We start from the raw sequence: 16,458 nt of genomic DNA, 5'->3' as shown, positions 1-16,458 counted from the left end.
ACCATGCAAGGCGCACAGCTTAGACATCAGCCTCCCGCACCGCCCGGCCGCAAGCCGGTGCCGCGGGGTGCCAGCCGAATGGTGGCTAAAGAGCCGATGTCTGCGCGCCTGCCGAAAGCCAACTTTGGCTTTCTCAAAGCGTTGTTCTGGCCGGTGCTGCTGGTCGCGCTGGGCTTTGGTACCTACGAAGGCGCACAGCGGTTGCTGCCGTACGCGGATAGACCGATCACCAAGATCGCCGTACAGGGCGACTTGAGTTACATCAGCCAGCAAGCGGTGCAGCAACGGATCGCCCCTTACGTGGCGGCGAGTTTCTTCACCATCGACCTGGCCAGCATGCGGACCGAGCTGGAACAGATGCCATGGATTGCCCATGCCGAAGTGCGCAGGGTGTGGCCGGACCAGGTCGTGATCCGCCTGGAAGAACAACTGCCGGTGGCTCGTTGGGGCGATGAGTCGTTGTTGAACAACCAGGGGCAGGCATTTACCCCGCGTGAGCTGGCCAATTACGAACACTTGCCACAGCTGTTCGGCCCACAACGGGCGCAACAGCAAGTGATGCAGCAATACCAGGTACTGAGCCAGATGCTCCGGCCTTTGGGCTTCTCGATTGCTCGCCTGGAGTTGCGTGACCGGGGCAGCTGGTTCCTGACCACTGGCGCTGGCAGCGCGGGCCCGGGAATCGAACTGTTGCTGGGACGCGGCAACCTGCTGGAAAAGATGCGCCGCTTCATTGCCATCTACGACAAGACGCTTAAAGAACAGATTACGAACATTGCGCGCATCGATCTGCGCTACGCCAACGGCCTCGCTGTTGGCTGGCGGGAACCTGTAGCGCCCACGGCAGCCCAACCCGCTGTCGCGAAGAATTAAGAAGAGGCAGGACCCATGGCAAACGTGCAAAGCGGGAAAATGATCGTCGGTCTCGATATCGGCACCTCCAAAGTGGTGGCGCTGGTCGGCGAGGTCTCGGACGACGGCACGCTGGAAATCGTCGGGATCGGTACCCACCCTTCCCGTGGCCTGAAAAAAGGCGTGGTGGTGAACATCGAGTCCACCGTGCAATCGATCCAGCGCGCAATCGAAGAAGCGCAGCTGATGGCCGGTTGCCGAATTCACTCGGCGTTCGTCGGTGTTGCAGGCAATCACATCCGCAGCCTGAACTCCCACGGCATCGTTGCGATCCGCGATCGCGAAGTCAGCTCCGCCGACCTTGAGCGCGTCCTCGACGCCGCCCAGGCCGTAGCGATCCCGGCTGACCAGCGCGTACTGCATACCCTGCCGCAGGATTACGTGATCGATAACCAGGAAGGCGTGCGTGAGCCACTGGGCATGTCCGGCGTACGTCTGGAAGCCAAGGTCCACGTTGTGACCTGCGCGGTCAACGCTGCACAGAACATTGAAAAATGCGTGCGTCGTTGCGGTCTGGAAATCGACGACATCATTCTCGAGCAACTGGCTTCCGCGTATTCGGTACTGACCGATGACGAGAAAGAGCTGGGCGTTTGCCTGGTGGACATCGGTGGCGGCACCACCGATATCGCGATCTTCACCGAAGGCGCGATCCGTCACACGGCGGTGATCCCGATTGCGGGCGACCAGGTCACCAACGACATCGCCATGGCGTTGCGTACCCCGACCCAGTACGCCGAAGAAATCAAGATTCGCTATGCCTGCGCCCTGGCCAAACTGGCCGGTGCCGGTGAAACCATCAAGGTGCCAAGCGTTGGCGACCGTCCACCGCGCGAACTGTCCCGTCAGGCCCTGGCCGAAGTGGTCGAGCCGCGTTACGACGAGCTGTTCACGCTGATCCAGGCCGAGCTGCGTCGCAGCGGCTACGAAGACCTGATTCCGGCCGGCATCGTGCTGACCGGTGGTACGTCGAAAATGGAAGGCGCGGTCGAACTGGCCGAAGAAATTTTCCACATGCCGGTACGCCTGGGCGTGCCCCATGGCGTGAAGGGCCTCGATGACGTGGTCCGCAACCCGATTTACTCCACAGGCGTTGGCCTGTTGATGTACGGCCTGCAAAAGCAGTCCGACGGGATTTCGTTCTCGGGCATCAGCAGCCGCGACAGTTACAGCAATGAAGAGCCGAAACCCGCTTTGCTCGATCGCATCAAGAGCTGGGTACAAGGCAACTTCTAAGCATCAGTTTCAAGCGACATGCAGCACGGCAACAAAAGCAGTAGGCGAAAAAACTAGAGAATGTAAAGGAGAGGGAAAATGTTCGAACTCGTAGACAACATCCCCGCAAGCCCGGTCATCAAAGTTATCGGTGTTGGCGGAGGCGGCGGCAACGCTGTCAACCACATGGTCAAGAGCAACATTGAAGGCGTTGAATTCATCTGCGCCAACACTGATGCCCAGGCGCTGAAAAGCATCGGCGCGCGGACCATCCTGCAACTGGGTACCGGCGTGACCAAAGGTCTTGGCGCTGGTGCCAACCCTGAAGTAGGTCGTCAGGCCGCTCTCGAAGACCGTGAGCGCATTGCCGAAGTCCTGCAGGGCACCAATATGGTGTTCATCACCACTGGCATGGGCGGTGGTACCGGTACCGGTGCTGCGCCAATCATTGCTGAAGTGGCCAAGGAAATGGGCATTCTCACCGTTGCGGTGGTGACGCGTCCGTTCCCGTTCGAAGGCCGCAAGCGTATGCAGATCGCCGACGAAGGTATCCGTCTGCTGTCTGAAAGCGTCGACTCGTTGATCACTATTCCCAACGAGAAGCTGCTGACCATCCTCGGTAAGGACGCCAGCCTGCTGTCGGCGTTCGCCAAGGCAGACGATGTACTGGCCGGTGCCGTTCGCGGTATCTCCGACATCATCAAGCGTCCGGGCATGATCAACGTCGACTTTGCCGACGTACGTACCGTGATGAGCGAAATGGGCATGGCGATGATGGGCACTGGCTGCGCCAGCGGTCCGAACCGTGCACGCGAGGCCACCGAAGCGGCCATTCGCAACCCGCTGCTGGAAGACGTGAACCTGCAAGGCGCACGTGGCATCCTGGTGAACATCACCGCCGGTCCTGACCTGTCCCTGGGTGAGTACTCCGACGTGGGTAGCATCATCGAAGCCTTCGCTTCCGAACACGCGATGGTCAAGGTCGGTACCGTTATCGATCCGGACATGCGTGACGAGTTGCACGTGACCGTGGTTGCCACTGGTCTGGGCGCTAAAATCGAGAAACCTGTAAAGATTATCGACAATACCGTTCACACTTCCATGGCTTCCCAGCCTCAACAACAGGCGCCCGCTCGTCAGGACGCACCTGCTGTGAACTACCGTGATCTGGACCGTCCGACCGTTATGCGCAACCAGGCTCAGGCCGGTGCTGCGACTGCCGCGAAGATGAATCCGCAAGATGACCTGGACTACCTGGACATCCCGGCTTTCCTGCGTCGTCAGGCCGATTGATGGAATGTATCAGGGCTATGAAGGTGATTGGTGTTCAGCAAAGGTCTGGTCTGCTATTATCGCCAGCCTTTGTTGATACCAGTTCGCAATTTGCGCTGAAGCGGCCCAAGCCATGATTAAACAACGCACACTGAAAAATATTATCCGTGCCACAGGTGTAGGCCTGCACTCCGGGGAGAAGGTATACCTGACCCTCAAGCCCGCGCCTATCGACACCGGCATTGTGTTTTGTCGTGCTGACCTCGATCCTGTGGTGCAGATACCTGCTCGCGCAGAAAATGTTGGCGAAACCACTATGTCGACCACACTGGTTAACGGTGACGTCAAAGTGGACACGGTGGAGCACTTGCTCTCGGCCATGGCTGGCCTGGGCATCGATAACGCCTACGTCGAGCTCTCCGCGTCCGAAGTACCAATCATGGATGGTAGCGCTGGACCCTTCGTATTTCTGATTCAGTCGGCTGGCCTGGAAGAACAGGACGCTGCCAAGAAGTTCATCCGGATCCTGCGGGAAGTGACAGTGGAAGACGGCGACAAGCGCGCCACTTTCGTCCCTTTCGAAGGTTTCAAAGTGAGCTTCGAGATCGATTTTGATCACCCGGTTTTCCGTGACCGCACACAAAGTGCAAGCGTGGATTTTTCCAGTACTTCGTTCGTAAAAGAAGTCAGCCGCGCCCGTACCTTTGGTTTCATGAGTGACATCGAGTACCTGCGCAAGCACAACCTCGCACTCGGCGGCAGCGTTGAAAACGCTATTGTGGTCGACGCGGATGGTGTACTGAACGAAGACGGCCTTCGCTATGAAGACGAATTCGTGAAGCACAAAATCCTCGATGCTATTGGTGATCTCTACCTGCTGGGCAATAGCCTGATTGGTGAGTTCAAGGGCTTCAAGTCCGGACATGCATTGAACAACCAGCTGCTGCGCAAGTTGATTGAGCAGACAGATGCTTGGGAGGTCGTGACTTTCGAAGACGCCAGCACAGCACCGATCTCTTACATGCGTCCAGTTGCGGCCGTGTAAGTAAAAACCTCTCTAGTTTTTAAAGGCTGCCTTCGGGTGGCCTTTTTTTATGTTCGTGCAAAAGTGAAGCGGTGCTTGTAGCGGACCCATTGCGGGCAAGCCCGGCTCCCGCAAGCTCATGCATACCCTGTGGGAGCCGGGCTTGCCCGCGATGAGGCCCTTTGTCATACCAAGGATTTCACAGCGCAGCCACCACCCGATTACGCCCGCGCTCCTTCGCCTGATACAACGCCTTGTCTGCCGCGAACAGCAATTGCTCCAGCGTGGCATCGGTCTTGGTGGTCCAGGTACTGATACCGATACTGACAGTCACCGGCATTTCATCGCCTTCCACCCGTGGCAGTTGTTCCACCGCCGTACGGATCTGTTCGGCAATCTTCTGCGCGCCCACACTGTCGGTTTCCGCCAGGATCACTGAAAACTCTTCGCCGCCATATCGGGCCACCAGATCTGCGGGGCGGCGCACGTTGGCTGAAATCACCTTGGCTATTGTTCGCAATGCCTCGTCGCCACGCTGATGGCCGTGTCGATCGTTGAACGCCTTGAAATGGTCGGCATCGATCATCAGCACCGACAACGGTAGGCCAGATCGCTGGGCGCGGAACCATTCATGCCGCAGGGTCAGGTCCAGGATCCTGCGATTGGCAACACCGGTCAGCGCGTCGGTGGCGGCCAACATCGACAATTCCTGCTCGGCGTTGTGGCGCAGGCGCAATTCCCGGCACAGCATCCAGCTCAGCCATAGCAGACCGATACACAGCACGCCCGAGGCGCCGCTGATCACCATTGCTGTTCGTCTCCACGCCCCGAACACGTCGGTACCGGAAAGGGCGACGATCACCGTCAGTGGCAAATTACCCACCCTGGAAAAAGTGTACAGCCGCTGCTGCCCGTCAATGCTCGACACGCTGTTAAAGCTGCCACTGCCCTCGCGCAGGATGCGCATGATGTTAGGTCGATTGGCGAAACTCTTACCGATCGAATCGTGTTCCAGGTACGGCTTCTGAGCCAGCAGGATGCCTTCGTCGTTGATGATGTTCAGCGTACTGTCGTTGCCGATGTTCAGGGTGTTGAACAGTTGGTCGAAGTAAGTCAGACGCATCGACGCCACGGCAACACCCAGGAATTCACCGGTCGGGGAGGCGATGCGGCGGCTGAAGCTGATCCGCCATTCATTACTGTCTTCGCAGTCGCAGCGAGGCTTGAAAGGGCGGCTGATGAACATGCCGGTGTCGCGGCTGGAAACATGTGCCTGGAAATAATCCTGGTCCGCGAAATTGCCGGGTTTTGGCTCGATCCGTGAAGAGTCGGCCAGCACCTCGCCATGTTTGTCCAAAAGCAGAATGTCGCCTTTGAAACGCGCCGTGGTGGAGCGGTCGAACAGGACCAAATGGCGAATGTGCGCAGAAACCTGTTTCAAGTCGTCCCGCTGCGCTGCTGCAATCAGACCTTGAAGGGACAGGTCATAGAGTTCCACGGTGCGCAGCACGTCGGCATCGATGAGCTGCGCGATGGTGGTCGCGCTGCGGGTCGCGGCCTCTTGGGCGCCGGCGTGTTCGCGAATCAGCAGGAAGGTGACGATGCTGATAATTGCGATGACGGTCAGGGAGCTGCCGAGGATCACCATGATTTCAGGTCGACGGTTCTTGCCTGAAACCTGCGGTAGGCGGCTCGTGATCATGGGAATGATGTCCGCGTAAACGTCCAAAACAAAAAAACCGGCACTCGTGCCGGTCCCTGATTGATTGAAGCTTAGGAGACATTAGCGGGGTAGTCGACGATTATCCTGAAGCGTTGACGCATCTATTCAGCAACGGCGAGCCAGGGAAGGCTGAATTCGACCCGAAAAAAAGCCGCTGATAGCAGCGGCTTGAAGACAACTTTTCAAAGGGAAGAGCCGATGAAAAGTGTCGAGGGAAACAGAGCGGATTCGGTTGATCAGCTGTCTTTCTCAATCGTTTGGCGGGACTGAGCATTCGACGCTTGTGGGGTTTGCGCGGAATCTTGCGCTTTGGCCGTCATTTCGCTTTGGTACGCTTCGAACGCGGCGGCACGCTCGTTGTTGTGCGCAACGAAGGCCTGGGACTCTTCGGCAAAGGCGAGCGGGGAAAGGAACAATGAGGACAAAACGAAAGCGCTGGCAATACCCATGGTGTTGGACATCTTTAAAACCTTCTTGCTTGGCAAGTGCTGTTTGGTGGCGCAACGATAAGGGGGAATGGAGAGGGGAAAAAGAACGGATTCATGAAAGGACTGTTGCGGCACAAGCAACAGTTTAAAAGCGCCCCCTGTAGCAGCCGGCGAAGCCTGCGTCCGGCTGCGCAGCAGTCGCAAATCCTGCGAACGCGGTCTGACTGGAAGGATGCAAGGGGCTGCTTCGCAACCCAGCGCGAGCAAGCTCGCTCGCCACAGAGCCACAGAGCCACAGAGCCACAGAGCCACAGAGCCACAGAGCCACTGAGGATTGGAGGGCTTATGTGGCGAGGGAGTTTACTCCCGCTCGGCTGCGCAGCAGTCGCAGACCCTGCGAACGCGGTCTGACTGGAAGAATGCATGGGGTTGCTTCGCAACCCAGCGCGAGCAAGCTCGCTCGCCACAGAGCCACAGAGCCACAGAGCCACAGAGCCACAGGGCCACAGAGCCACAGAGCCACAGAGGATTGGGGGCTTTTGTGGCGAGGGAGTTTACTCCCGCTCGGCTGCGCAGCAGTCGCAAATCCTGCGAACGCGGTCTGACTGGAAGAATGCATGGGGCTGCTTCACAACCCAGCGCGAGCAAGCTCGCTCGCCGCAGGGGATTGGGGTAGGGCTTTAGACAGGCAGATGAATCCCGAAGGTATTCACGCCCTGATCACTGCGCACGAACACATCCCCACCGTGCATCAGCGCAATCGCCTTGACGATCGCCAACCCCAACCCATGGTTGTTTCCGCTGTTGCTGCGCGATGCATCGACCCGATAGAATCGTTCGAACAACCGCGACAGATGCTCGCTGGCAATCGGCGATCCCGGATTCGCGACGCCGATACTCACCTGATGCGCCTCAACCTCGATCCTTACCTGGATCACCTGTCCCGGCTCAGTGTGCTGCACCGCATTGCTCAGCAGATTGATCAGCGCCCGACGCAAATGAGCGATCTCGATCCGCACCTGCGCATCGCCGCTGACCTGTACCCGAACCTGTGCGTCTTCAAGGATGAAATCCAGGTATTCCAACGTAGTCGCCACTTCGTCTGCCAGGGAGGTCGAGGTCAGTTTGGTGGCCTTGCTGCCCTGATCGGCACTGGCCAGGAATAGCATGTCGTTGATGATCGAACGCAGTCGCTCGAGCTCTTCAAGGTTCGATTGCAGTACCTCGAAGTAATGCTCCGCTGATCGTCCGCGAGTCAGTGCCACTTGGGTCTGGCCGATCAGGTTGGTCAGTGGCGAACGCAGTTCATGCGCCACGTCGGCGTTGAAGGATTCAAGGCGCGAGTAAGCCTGTTCGACCCGCTCCAGCGTGGAGTTGAATGAGTTGACGAATTGATTGAGCTCCGGCGGCAGCGGCGATAGCTGCAGGCGCCCGGACAACAAGGGCGGCGCCAACCGTTGCGCTTCCTGAGACAGCTTGATCAGTGGCTTGAGGCCGATCCGCGCCACCCAGTAGCCCAGTGCCGAGGCCAGCAGCACACCAATGATCGCCAGGCTGATCAACGCGATCAGCAGGTGATGTTGCGTCTGGAAAAACGTCTCGGTGTCGATGCCGATCATGAAGCGCAGCGGCGGTCGCTGGTCCTTGGCCGGGAATTGGCTGACCAGCACTTTCAGGGGGTAGGGCTGGTCGGGTAATTTCAAGTCACGCATGCCCAGCGGACCTTCGGCAAACGCGCGAATCTGCGGTGTCAGGTTGCCGTATTCGTAGTGAGGGTCGCCGCTGATAATCCAGAAGCTGATGCGTTTGTCTTCTTCGCCAAGCAGCTTGAGCTTGTTGTTGATCTTCACCCAATGCTCGGGCGTGCCGTAACGGCCGACGGTGGATTCGAGCACGCTGTAGCGCGCATCCAGTTCCGCTTCGGGCAACAGGCCCAAGCCCTTGTCGACCTGTTGATAAAGCGCCCAGCCGATCAACAGGAACACCAGCAGCGCCACCAGCGTGAACATTCCGCTCAAACGCAAGGCAATCGAATTACTGGACACCACGGCTCTCCAGCACATAACCCATGCCACGAATCGTGTGCAGCAGTTTCTCGTCGAATGGCCCGTCGAGCTTGGCGCGCAGGCGTTTGATCGCGACTTCGACAACGTTCGCATCGCTGTCGAAATTGATGTCCCAGACCATTTCCGCAATGGCGGTTTTCGAGAGGATTTCACCCTGGCGGCGAGCCAGCACGCTGAGCAGCGAGAACTCTTTGGCGGTCAGGTCCAGGCGGGTCCCGGCGCGGGTGGCCTTGCGGCTGATCAAATCGATCCACAGGTCGGCGATGCTCACCTGCACCGGTTCATGGCCGCCGCTGCGCCGGGTCAAGGCCTGCAAGCGCGCGACCAGTTCCAGGAAGGAAAACGGTTTGCCGAGGTAATCGTCGGCACCGTCGCGCAGCCCTTTGATGCGGTCTTCGACACGCTCGCGGGCGGTGAGCATGATCACCGGTGTTTGCTTGCGCGCACGCAAGGCGCGCAGTACGCCGAAGCCATCGAGGCCCGGGAGCATGACGTCGAGGACGATCACCGCGTAGTCGCTTTCCAGCGCCATGTGCAAGCCCTCGACGCCATCGCGCGCGAGGTCCACGGTGTAACCCTGTTCCGTCAGGCCACGGTGCAGATAGTCCGCGGTTTTTTCTTCGTCTTCGATAATCAGAACGCGCATGACCCCGCCTCAGTTTGTGTTCGCCAGCCCCGGCATCGCTGCAGGTGCTGGTGTGGGTGAGCCCCGGTGGAAAAGCCGCTCAAGCCACAAGTATATGACCGGAGTGGTGAACAGCGTCAGCGCCTGGCTCACCAGCAAGCCACCGACCACCGCGATACCCAATGGCTGGCGCAGCTCGGCGCCGGTGCCGTAGCCAAGCATCAGCGGCAAGGCGCCAAGCAGGGCGGCGAGCGTGGTCATGATGATCGGCCGGAACCGGGTGATACAGGCCTCGTAGATCGCTTCTTCCGGCGGCAAGCCACGATTACGTTGTGCGTCGAGGGCGAAGTCGATCATCAGGATGCCGTTCTTCTTCACGATCCCGATCAGCAGCACCAGACCGATCAGCGCCATGATCGAAAAGTCCTGGCCGCAAATCCACAGCATGATGACCGCACCGAGTCCCGCGGAAGGCAGGGTCGAAATGATCGTCAACGGATGGACGAAGCTCTCGTACAGCACGCCGAGAATGATGTAGACCGCCAACAGGGCTGCAAGAATCAGCCATGGCTGGCTGGCCAGCGAACTCTGGAACGCCTGGGCCGCGCCCTGGAAGTTACCGCTCATGGCCGCCGGCATGCCGATCTCCGCCTTGGCCTGGTTGAGCATGATCACCGCATCGCCCAGCGCGACGCCGGGTGCCAGGTTGAACGACAGGTTGGCGGCGGGAAACATGCCGTCATGGGCGATGGACAGCGGGCCGATGGTAGGCGCATCGAATTTGGCCAAGGCCGACAGCGGCACCATTTCACCGCTCAACGGCGAGCGCAGGTAGAAATAGTTAAGGCTTTCAGCTTTGCCGCGTTGCTGGGTGTCCAGCTCCAGGATCACGTTGTACTGGTTGATCTGGGTCTGGAATTCATTGATTTGCCGTTGACCAAAAGCGTCGTACAACGCTTCGTCTACATCGCTGGCGGTCAGCCCGAAACGCGCAGCGGCGCTGCGGTCGATGCTGATGTGCGTAATGCTGCCGCCCAGTTGCAAGTCATTGGAAATGTCGCGGAATGCCGGGTTGCTGCGCAGTTTTTCCGTCAGGCGCTGGGTCCAGGTGCTGAGGGTCGCGCCATCGTTGCTCTTGAGTACGTACTGGTACTGCGCGCGACTCGGGCCCGAGCTGAGGTTGATGTCCTGCCCGGCGCGCAGGTACAGCACGATACCCGGGACTTTCATCAGTTGCGGGCGAATGCGGTCGATGAACTGACTGGCCGAAACATCGCGGTCACCGCGTTTTTTGAGAGAGATCCAGAACCGGCCATTGGCGATGGTCTGGTTGCTGCCGGAGACGCCCACCGAATGGGAGAACGCCTGAACGGCAGGATCGGCGGCGACGATCTCGGCCATCGCCAGGTGTTTTTTCACCATGTCGCCGTAGGAAATATCGGCGGCGGCTTCGGTGGTGCCGAGGACAAAACCGGTGTCCTGCACCGGGAAGAAGCCCTTTGGAATGAAGATGTACCCGGCAACTGCCAGGCCCAGGGACAGGACAAATACACCGATCATCAATTTCTGATGGGCGAGGGCGCGGCGCAGCAGTTTTTCGTAGCCGGCCAGCAAGCGCTCGCCGAACGTCGGTTTGCTGTGGGCGTGATGCACAGGCGCACGCATGAACAGCGCAGCCAGGGTCGGTGCCAGCGTCAGCGAAACCACCACCGAAATCATGATGGTCGACGTTGCCGTCAGCGCAAACTCCTTGAACAACCGCCCGACCACACCGCCCATGAACAGCAGCGGGATGAACGCTGCCACCAGCGAGAAGCTGATGGACACTACGGTGAAGCCGATCTCGCCAGCGCCCTTGATCGCCGCCTCGCGCATACCGTCGCCGGCCTCCAGATGGCGGTGAATGTTCTCCACCACCACGATCGCGTCGTCCACCACAAACCCCACGGCCACCACGATCGCCACCAGCGTCAGGTTGTTCAGGCTGAACCCCATGATGTACATCAGGGCGAAACTGGCGATCAGCGATACCCCCAACACCGCCGACACGATCAACGTTGCTGACCATTGGCGCAGGAACAACGCCATGACCGCCACCACCAACAGGACGGCGATCAGTAGCGTGATTTCCACCTCGTGCAGGGAGGCGCGAATAGTCTGTGTGCGGTCGACCAGCACCTTGACCTGAACCGAGGCTGGCAACATGGCTTCCAGCGCCGGTAGCGCCGCCTGGATACGGTCCACGGTCTCGACGATGTTGGCCCCCGGTTGACGGGAGATCACCAGGTTGACCCCCGGCTGATCGCCGGCCCAGGCCTGGACGTAGGCATCTTCCGAACCGTTGACGACTTTGGCCACATCCTTGAGGTGAACCGGCGCACCGTCCTTGTAGGAAACGATGAGCTGGCTGTATTCCTCGGGGTGGAATAACTGGTCATTGGTGGACAGTGTCGAGATGCTCGACTCGCCGTACAACGCACCTTTGGCCAGGTTCAGGCTGGTCTGCTGGATCGCCACGCGAATGTCCGCCAGCGTCAGGCCGATGGCCGCGAGTTTATCGGCCGAAGCCTGCACGCGAATCGCGGGACGTTGCTGACCGGTAATGTTGATTTGGCCTACGCCGTCGATCTGACTGATCTGACGGGAGAGCAGGGTTTCCACCAGATCGCTGAGTTCGGTGCCGGGCATCTGGGTTGAATTGACGCTCAGGATCAGCACCGGGCTGTCGGCCGGGTTGACCTTCCTCCAGGTCGGCAACGTCGGCATGTCTTTAGGCAGTTTGCCGGCGGCGGTGTTGATCGCGGCCTGAACTTCCTGCGCGGCCGTATCGATGCTTTTGTCGAGGGTGAATTGCAGGGTCAGGTTGGTCGAGCCCAAGGCGCTGCTCGAGGTCATCTGGGTCACGCCGGGGATGGCGCTGAATTGCACTTCAAGTGGGGTGGCCACCGACGAAGCCATGGTTTCCGGACTGGCGCCGGGCAACTGCGCGGCCACCTGGATCGTCGGGAACTCGGCTTCCGGCAGCGGAGCGATTGGCAAGCGCGGAAAGGCGATAACGCCGAGCAATACCAGGGCGAAGGTCAGCAGGATCGTCGCCACCGGATGATCAATGCACCAGGCGGAAACCGAGCCATGGCCCTTCATGGCTTGGGCTCCGATTGAACCACCTGCGGTGGCTCGGTCAGCACCTGAACCGTCGAGCCTGGCTTGAGCCGCGACTGGCCATCACTGACCAACACATCACCCGGATTCACACCTTTGATGATGTCCTGACCGCTGCCTTGAAAGACCATTTGCACCTGAACGGTTTCGACCTTGTCGCCTTTGACCCGGTAAACGAAATGCTGATCGAGCCCGCGCTGTACGACCGTGGGCGGGACCACCAGCGCATCTTTTTCCAGCGCTGTCTGAATCTTTACCGTCACCAACAGACCGGGCCACAGTTTCTGTCCGGCATTGTTGAATTCAGCCTTGGCGCGGATGGTCCCGGTGTTGGCGTTGATCTGGTTGTCGATCAGGGTCAGATGGCCTTCACCCAGCAAATTGCCGGTCTCACCGTCAGTGTCGGCGCCGATGTAGGCCTTGACCTGAGCATGCTCCGGATCGTTGATCAGGCCCTGCAGGGTCGGGAGCATTTGCTGTGGCAGCGAGAACTCCACCGCGATCGGATCGATCTGGGTCACCGTAAACAACCCCTGGGTATCCGTCATGCGCAGGAAATTACCTTCGTCCACGGTACGAATACCGACGCGACCGGTGACCGGGGAGCGAATCTGGGTGTAGGAAAGTTGCACCTGTGCGGCGTCGATCGATGCCTGATTACCCTGTGCCGTGGCCTTGAGCTGGTTCACCAACGCTTGTTGTTGATCGTAGGTCTGCTTGGAAACGCCGTCATCGACGCTCAACAGTTTGTAGCGCTTGAGGTTTACCTGGGCCACTTGCAGCTGCGCCTGACTCTCACCCAGTTGAGCCCGGGCCTGATCGAGGTTGGCGCGAATGGTGCGGTCATCGATGGTGGCCAGCAAGTCTCCGGCCTTGACCAACTGACCTTCCTTGACCAGCAATTTGGTGAGGACGCCGTCGATCTGCGGGCGTACCACAACGCTATGCAGCGACAGGACCGAACCAATACCGGTGACATAGCGAGGGACATCTTTTTCGGCGACGTTGACCACACGCACGGGGATTGCGGTGGGTGCCGCGAGTTTCGCCGTGGCTGGTTTTGTCACGTACCAGACGCCCAGCGCTAACAGCGCAATCAGAAGGGTGGCGAGCAGGGCGGGTTTTTTCTGAATTCGCATGCGAGTCGGGCGCCGGGCAGAAGAGACGGAAGGACGGTCAGGTTTATACATTCCTTATAGCCCTGTTACACCGTCAGGAAAGTGACTGCTAACTGACAGCGCTGTCAGTTTCATGCTCGCCTGCGCGAAACATCCGCGTACAACGCGGTCCCGTGTGAGGACAGGGCTGCTAGCGACACGAACTACGCTGACTAAAGATCTTTTACTGCGGGCAGATACAAAAGGTGTGACCTCAAAACAATAACGGAGTGACCTTGAAATGAAGCTGAAATTTCTGGTTTCGAGTGTGCTGTTATTTATACCGCTGGCGGTGACTGCCGCGCCCAGGAATGAATCAGGGCAGATCAGTTTTGTCGGGCAGATTGTCGAGGCGGGATGCGCGGTGGAGCAGGCCGGTGCTGTGCAATTCACCGAGTCCAAACGTCTTCAGGTAACCCCGGGGGTGAGCGTAGAGGTGAACACCCATCGAAACGCCTGTGCTCGCGGCTCGATGCCTCTTACGGCGACGTTCGAGCGCTTGAATTCAGACGGGATCGGCGTGGCGACAACCTCTGAAATGGGCATCGTCACCATCACCTATCTGTAGGAAGCGGCGGGCAGGGTCCAGGGAAAATTCTTTCACGGCCGACCGAAGGTGCGCGTGCGTGTGTCGGTCGGGCAGGTATACTGCCGCCTTTCGCGGCTCGCTGACCGGGCCCGACTCTATTGCATCACCCCGGAGCTTTCATGACTTCCCCGACACAACCGCCGGTTGCCGACGCTTTGAGCGACGACCAGGCAGACCTGCCAGACAGCGTCGACTCCAGCGCAGACAGCGAACCCAAAGCCGCCATCCCGGCGTTCAAGTTCCCGTTCAAACCGGGTGACCTGGCAGCGGCCAAGAACGCCAGCCAGCCGTGGTACAAGAATGGCGCGAAGAACGGCCACACCAAGACGCCAGGTGCAGCGCCTCCGGGTACTCGCCGTTCGATGGGCAAGCGTTAGGTTTCAGATTTTCGGTATCCGCTGTACCGCTATCGCGAGCAGGCTCGCTCCCACAATTAAGCTGCCACAAATGAACTGTGCCAGGCGCGGATCGGTGTGGGAGTGAGCCTGCTCGCGATGAGGCCTTCACAGGCAAAGCACTTCTAGCTGAATCAAGCCGCCCTCAGCGATATGAACGCATAGTTCGGCGTTATCTCGCGTGCCACTTCGGCCCCCGCCGCCAGCACCTGCCCGGCTACGTCTTCACCTGACAAATGAAACAGCCACTCACTGCCCCATTGCGGTAGCGATTGCCCGATCACCTCATCGAGGGTCGTGGTAAATGCCGTCATGTCCGGCAGATAGGCGGTGAATCCGTCACCTTTCAGCGCGGTGGTGCGAATCCCCAGCAATGCGCAAATAGCATCCTTGGTTTGAATCTCGTCACGATCCGCCTGACGGGAACGATGGATCAACCCTGCCAGTTCCTGATCCACCAATTCACCCCCCACAATCAGATCCGGTCCTTTTTCCCACGTCTCCGGCGGACATTCCTTCACGGCGGTGTTCAGGGGGATGTGCGGATTGATTTCCATCGGGTAGATGCGGCACACCAAGGGACGGCGGTCATAGATGCGGCAGAGGTTGTCTTCGTCAAGATTCCGGCAGCGACCGGCGTTGTACGCAGCGAAGGTGATGGCTACATACGCGTCGGACGTGCCGCTGCGAACCGCCGCCGAGCGGCGTTCGGCGTGTTCGCGTTGCTGCAGGGGCAGCCCGAGGCCATTGCCCAGAAAACCTTCGACCAGCACGATCACCTGGCCGCCGTCATTCGCCCACATGCGGGCTTCTTCCAGGGTCAGGGGGACATGGTGGTCGTTGCAGCACTTGCCGCAACCTACGCAGGAAAACGTCGTATTCATTGAGCAGTCAGTCGCATCCGGAAGCAGGAATCGGCGACAGAAAGCCACCGCGAAGACCTGCGTCGAAGCAAGTTATGCGCCACACATCCGTGTTGATGGCGAGAACCGGTCATGCAAGGCGCGCAGCATTAACCGATCTGACCGGTCACTGCGCCTTGGTGGTTGGGCGAATCGAATCCCATTCGGTGACGTAGGCGGTTTTGGTTTTCTTGTTGTAGAGGCACAACTCGGTCCCTTGCTGGCCTTTCATGTGTTTTTGCGGGTACTGGCCTTGCAGCAGGAGAGCAGTGTAGTCGACCCGGTCATCGAACTGCGCGGACTTGCCGACGGGTTTGACGTTTTTCAGGCCGCTGGCCTTGGTGCAGCTGGCGATCACGGCCTTGTCGTAGGCAGCCCAGGCGTCGGGGCTGGAAGCGTTGGCGTGGGTTGCCAGAGCCGTGAGGCAGAGAAGGGACAGAGTGCAGGCTTTCATGGTTCAGGAGTCCTTGGGCTTTTGGTGGCCAGTATGCCTGATGGGGCGATAGCGGTATCAGCCCGGAACCAGTTCCCGGCGAACGACACGCATCCCGACACTTTCATACAGGCGTTGCGCCCGAACGTTGCCTTCCAGCACCTTCAAATCCACAAACCCTTCGCGCCGCTGTTGAAACACGTTGAACGCATGCAGCAGTAAAGCACGTCCCAATCCCCGGCCCTGGGCTCGAGGATGCACCACCAGGTTCTTGATGTAGGCGCTGGTCCAGCACTGGGCCACACCTACAACGCCTTGAGCATCCAGCGCAATAAAACACAGGCTCGGATCATACTCGGGGTCGGTTTCAAAGCGCCGTTGCCAGAGATCCAGCGCCGGTACTCGTCCGCCGCCTTGCTGATAACCCATCTCCATCAGCTGATGAACGGCCTCGGCCAGATCTGGACGGTAGTGGGTCAACACGATGTCCTGCGGCCAGATGAAGTCAGGCACAGCCTCGGTGAGGTTGCGCCGCATCAAGAAACAGAATTGCTC

General features: G+C 59.3%; 15 protein-coding genes. 6 read left to right on the top strand and 9 right to left on the bottom strand.

The genetic code is table 11. The features are described 5' to 3' along the window. Positions 1 to 3: 3 nt before the first annotated feature. The 4 genes from ACA063_RS24165 to lpxC all read left to right on the top strand — a co-directional run bounded on the left by ACA063_RS24165 (position 4) and on the right by lpxC (position 4,444). Complete coding sequence (locus ACA063_RS24165; RefSeq protein WP_162437240.1) at positions 4 to 873, top strand: cell division protein FtsQ/DivIB; 870 nt, start codon at positions 4 to 6, stop codon at positions 871 to 873. A 15-nt stretch (positions 874 to 888) separates the two neighbouring features. Further along, a complete protein-coding gene (gene ftsA / locus ACA063_RS24160; protein WP_059406214.1) occupies positions 889 to 2,148 on the top strand; it encodes a cell division protein FtsA in 1,260 nt (419 codons plus the stop codon). Positions 2,149 to 2,226: 78 nt separating this feature from the next. Then, entirely contained in the window at positions 2,227 to 3,420 is a 1,194-nt protein-coding gene (ftsZ, locus tag ACA063_RS24155) for a cell division protein FtsZ (RefSeq protein WP_162437241.1), read from the top strand. A 112-nt stretch (positions 3,421 to 3,532) separates the two neighbouring features. Then, a complete protein-coding gene (gene lpxC, locus ACA063_RS24150; RefSeq protein WP_008060300.1) occupies positions 3,533 to 4,444 on the top strand; it encodes a UDP-3-O-acyl-N-acetylglucosamine deacetylase in 912 nt (303 codons plus the stop codon). A gap of 178 nt (positions 4,445 to 4,622) precedes the next feature. Here the strand turns inward: lpxC and ACA063_RS24145 are convergent, their stop codons facing one another. The 6 genes from ACA063_RS24145 to ACA063_RS24120 all read right to left on the bottom strand — a co-directional run bounded on the left by ACA063_RS24145 (position 4,623) and on the right by ACA063_RS24120 (position 13,566). Beyond that, positions 4,623 to 6,125 carry a sensor domain-containing diguanylate cyclase gene (locus ACA063_RS24145; RefSeq protein WP_497663654.1) on the bottom strand — a complete coding sequence of 501 codons (1,503 nt, stop codon included), beginning with the start codon at positions 6,123 to 6,125 and terminating at the stop codon, positions 4,623 to 4,625. A 257-nt stretch (positions 6,126 to 6,382) separates the two neighbouring features. Then, a complete protein-coding gene (locus ACA063_RS24140) occupies positions 6,383 to 6,607 on the bottom strand; it encodes a hypothetical protein (RefSeq protein WP_497666581.1) in 225 nt (74 codons plus the stop codon). A 647-nt stretch (positions 6,608 to 7,254) separates the two neighbouring features. Next, entirely contained in the window at positions 7,255 to 8,619 is a 1,365-nt protein-coding gene (locus ACA063_RS24135; protein WP_497663653.1) for a heavy metal sensor histidine kinase, read from the bottom strand. Beyond that, on the bottom strand, positions 8,609 to 9,286 hold the full coding sequence (locus ACA063_RS24130; protein WP_077044915.1) for a heavy metal response regulator transcription factor: 678 nt from the start codon (positions 9,284 to 9,286) through the stop codon (positions 8,609 to 8,611). Before ACA063_RS24130 ends, ACA063_RS24135 begins: the two co-directional genes overlap by 11 nt. 9 nt (positions 9,287 to 9,295) lie before the next feature. Next, entirely contained in the window at positions 9,296 to 12,409 is a 3,114-nt protein-coding gene (locus tag ACA063_RS24125; RefSeq protein ID WP_497663652.1) for a multidrug efflux RND transporter permease subunit, read from the bottom strand. After that, positions 12,406 to 13,566 carry an efflux RND transporter periplasmic adaptor subunit gene (locus tag ACA063_RS24120; RefSeq protein WP_497663651.1) on the bottom strand — a complete coding sequence of 387 codons (1,161 nt, stop codon included), beginning with the start codon at positions 13,564 to 13,566 and terminating at the stop codon, positions 12,406 to 12,408. The genes ACA063_RS24125 and ACA063_RS24120 overlap by 4 nt, the downstream gene beginning before the upstream one ends. 259 nt (positions 13,567 to 13,825) lie before the next feature. Between ACA063_RS24120 and ACA063_RS24115 the strand changes: the two genes are divergently transcribed. Both ACA063_RS24115 and ACA063_RS24110 read left to right on the top strand, forming a co-directional pair. After that, the gene (locus tag ACA063_RS24115) at positions 13,826 to 14,152 is read left to right on the top strand and encodes a type 1 fimbrial protein (protein WP_497663650.1); all 327 of its coding nucleotides are present in this window, start codon (positions 13,826 to 13,828) and stop codon (positions 14,150 to 14,152) included. A gap of 140 nt (positions 14,153 to 14,292) precedes the next feature. After that, positions 14,293 to 14,550 (top strand): hypothetical protein, encoded by a 258-nt coding sequence (locus ACA063_RS24110; RefSeq protein WP_497663649.1) that lies wholly within the window; start codon positions 14,293 to 14,295, stop codon positions 14,548 to 14,550. Between the two features lie 152 nt (positions 14,551 to 14,702). Here the strand turns inward: ACA063_RS24110 and ACA063_RS24105 are convergent, their stop codons facing one another. The 3 genes from ACA063_RS24105 to ACA063_RS24095 form a co-directional block, all read right to left on the bottom strand. Beyond that, positions 14,703 to 15,452 carry a YkgJ family cysteine cluster protein gene (locus tag ACA063_RS24105; protein ID WP_497663648.1) on the bottom strand — a complete coding sequence of 250 codons (750 nt, stop codon included), beginning with the start codon at positions 15,450 to 15,452 and terminating at the stop codon, positions 14,703 to 14,705. Positions 15,453 to 15,597: 145 nt separating this feature from the next. After that, a complete protein-coding gene (locus tag ACA063_RS24100) occupies positions 15,598 to 15,924 on the bottom strand; it encodes a hypothetical protein (protein ID WP_497663647.1) in 327 nt (108 codons plus the stop codon). 57 nt (positions 15,925 to 15,981) lie between these two features. Further along, positions 15,982 to 16,440 carry a GNAT family N-acetyltransferase gene (locus tag ACA063_RS24095; protein ID WP_497666580.1) on the bottom strand — a complete coding sequence of 153 codons (459 nt, stop codon included), beginning with the start codon at positions 16,438 to 16,440 and terminating at the stop codon, positions 15,982 to 15,984. Positions 16,441 to 16,458 lie beyond the last annotated feature (18 nt).

It is taken from the genome of Pseudomonas sp. LBUM1643, from assembly GCF_059716215.1.
This window is presented reverse-complemented; position numbering and strand designations above follow the sequence as displayed.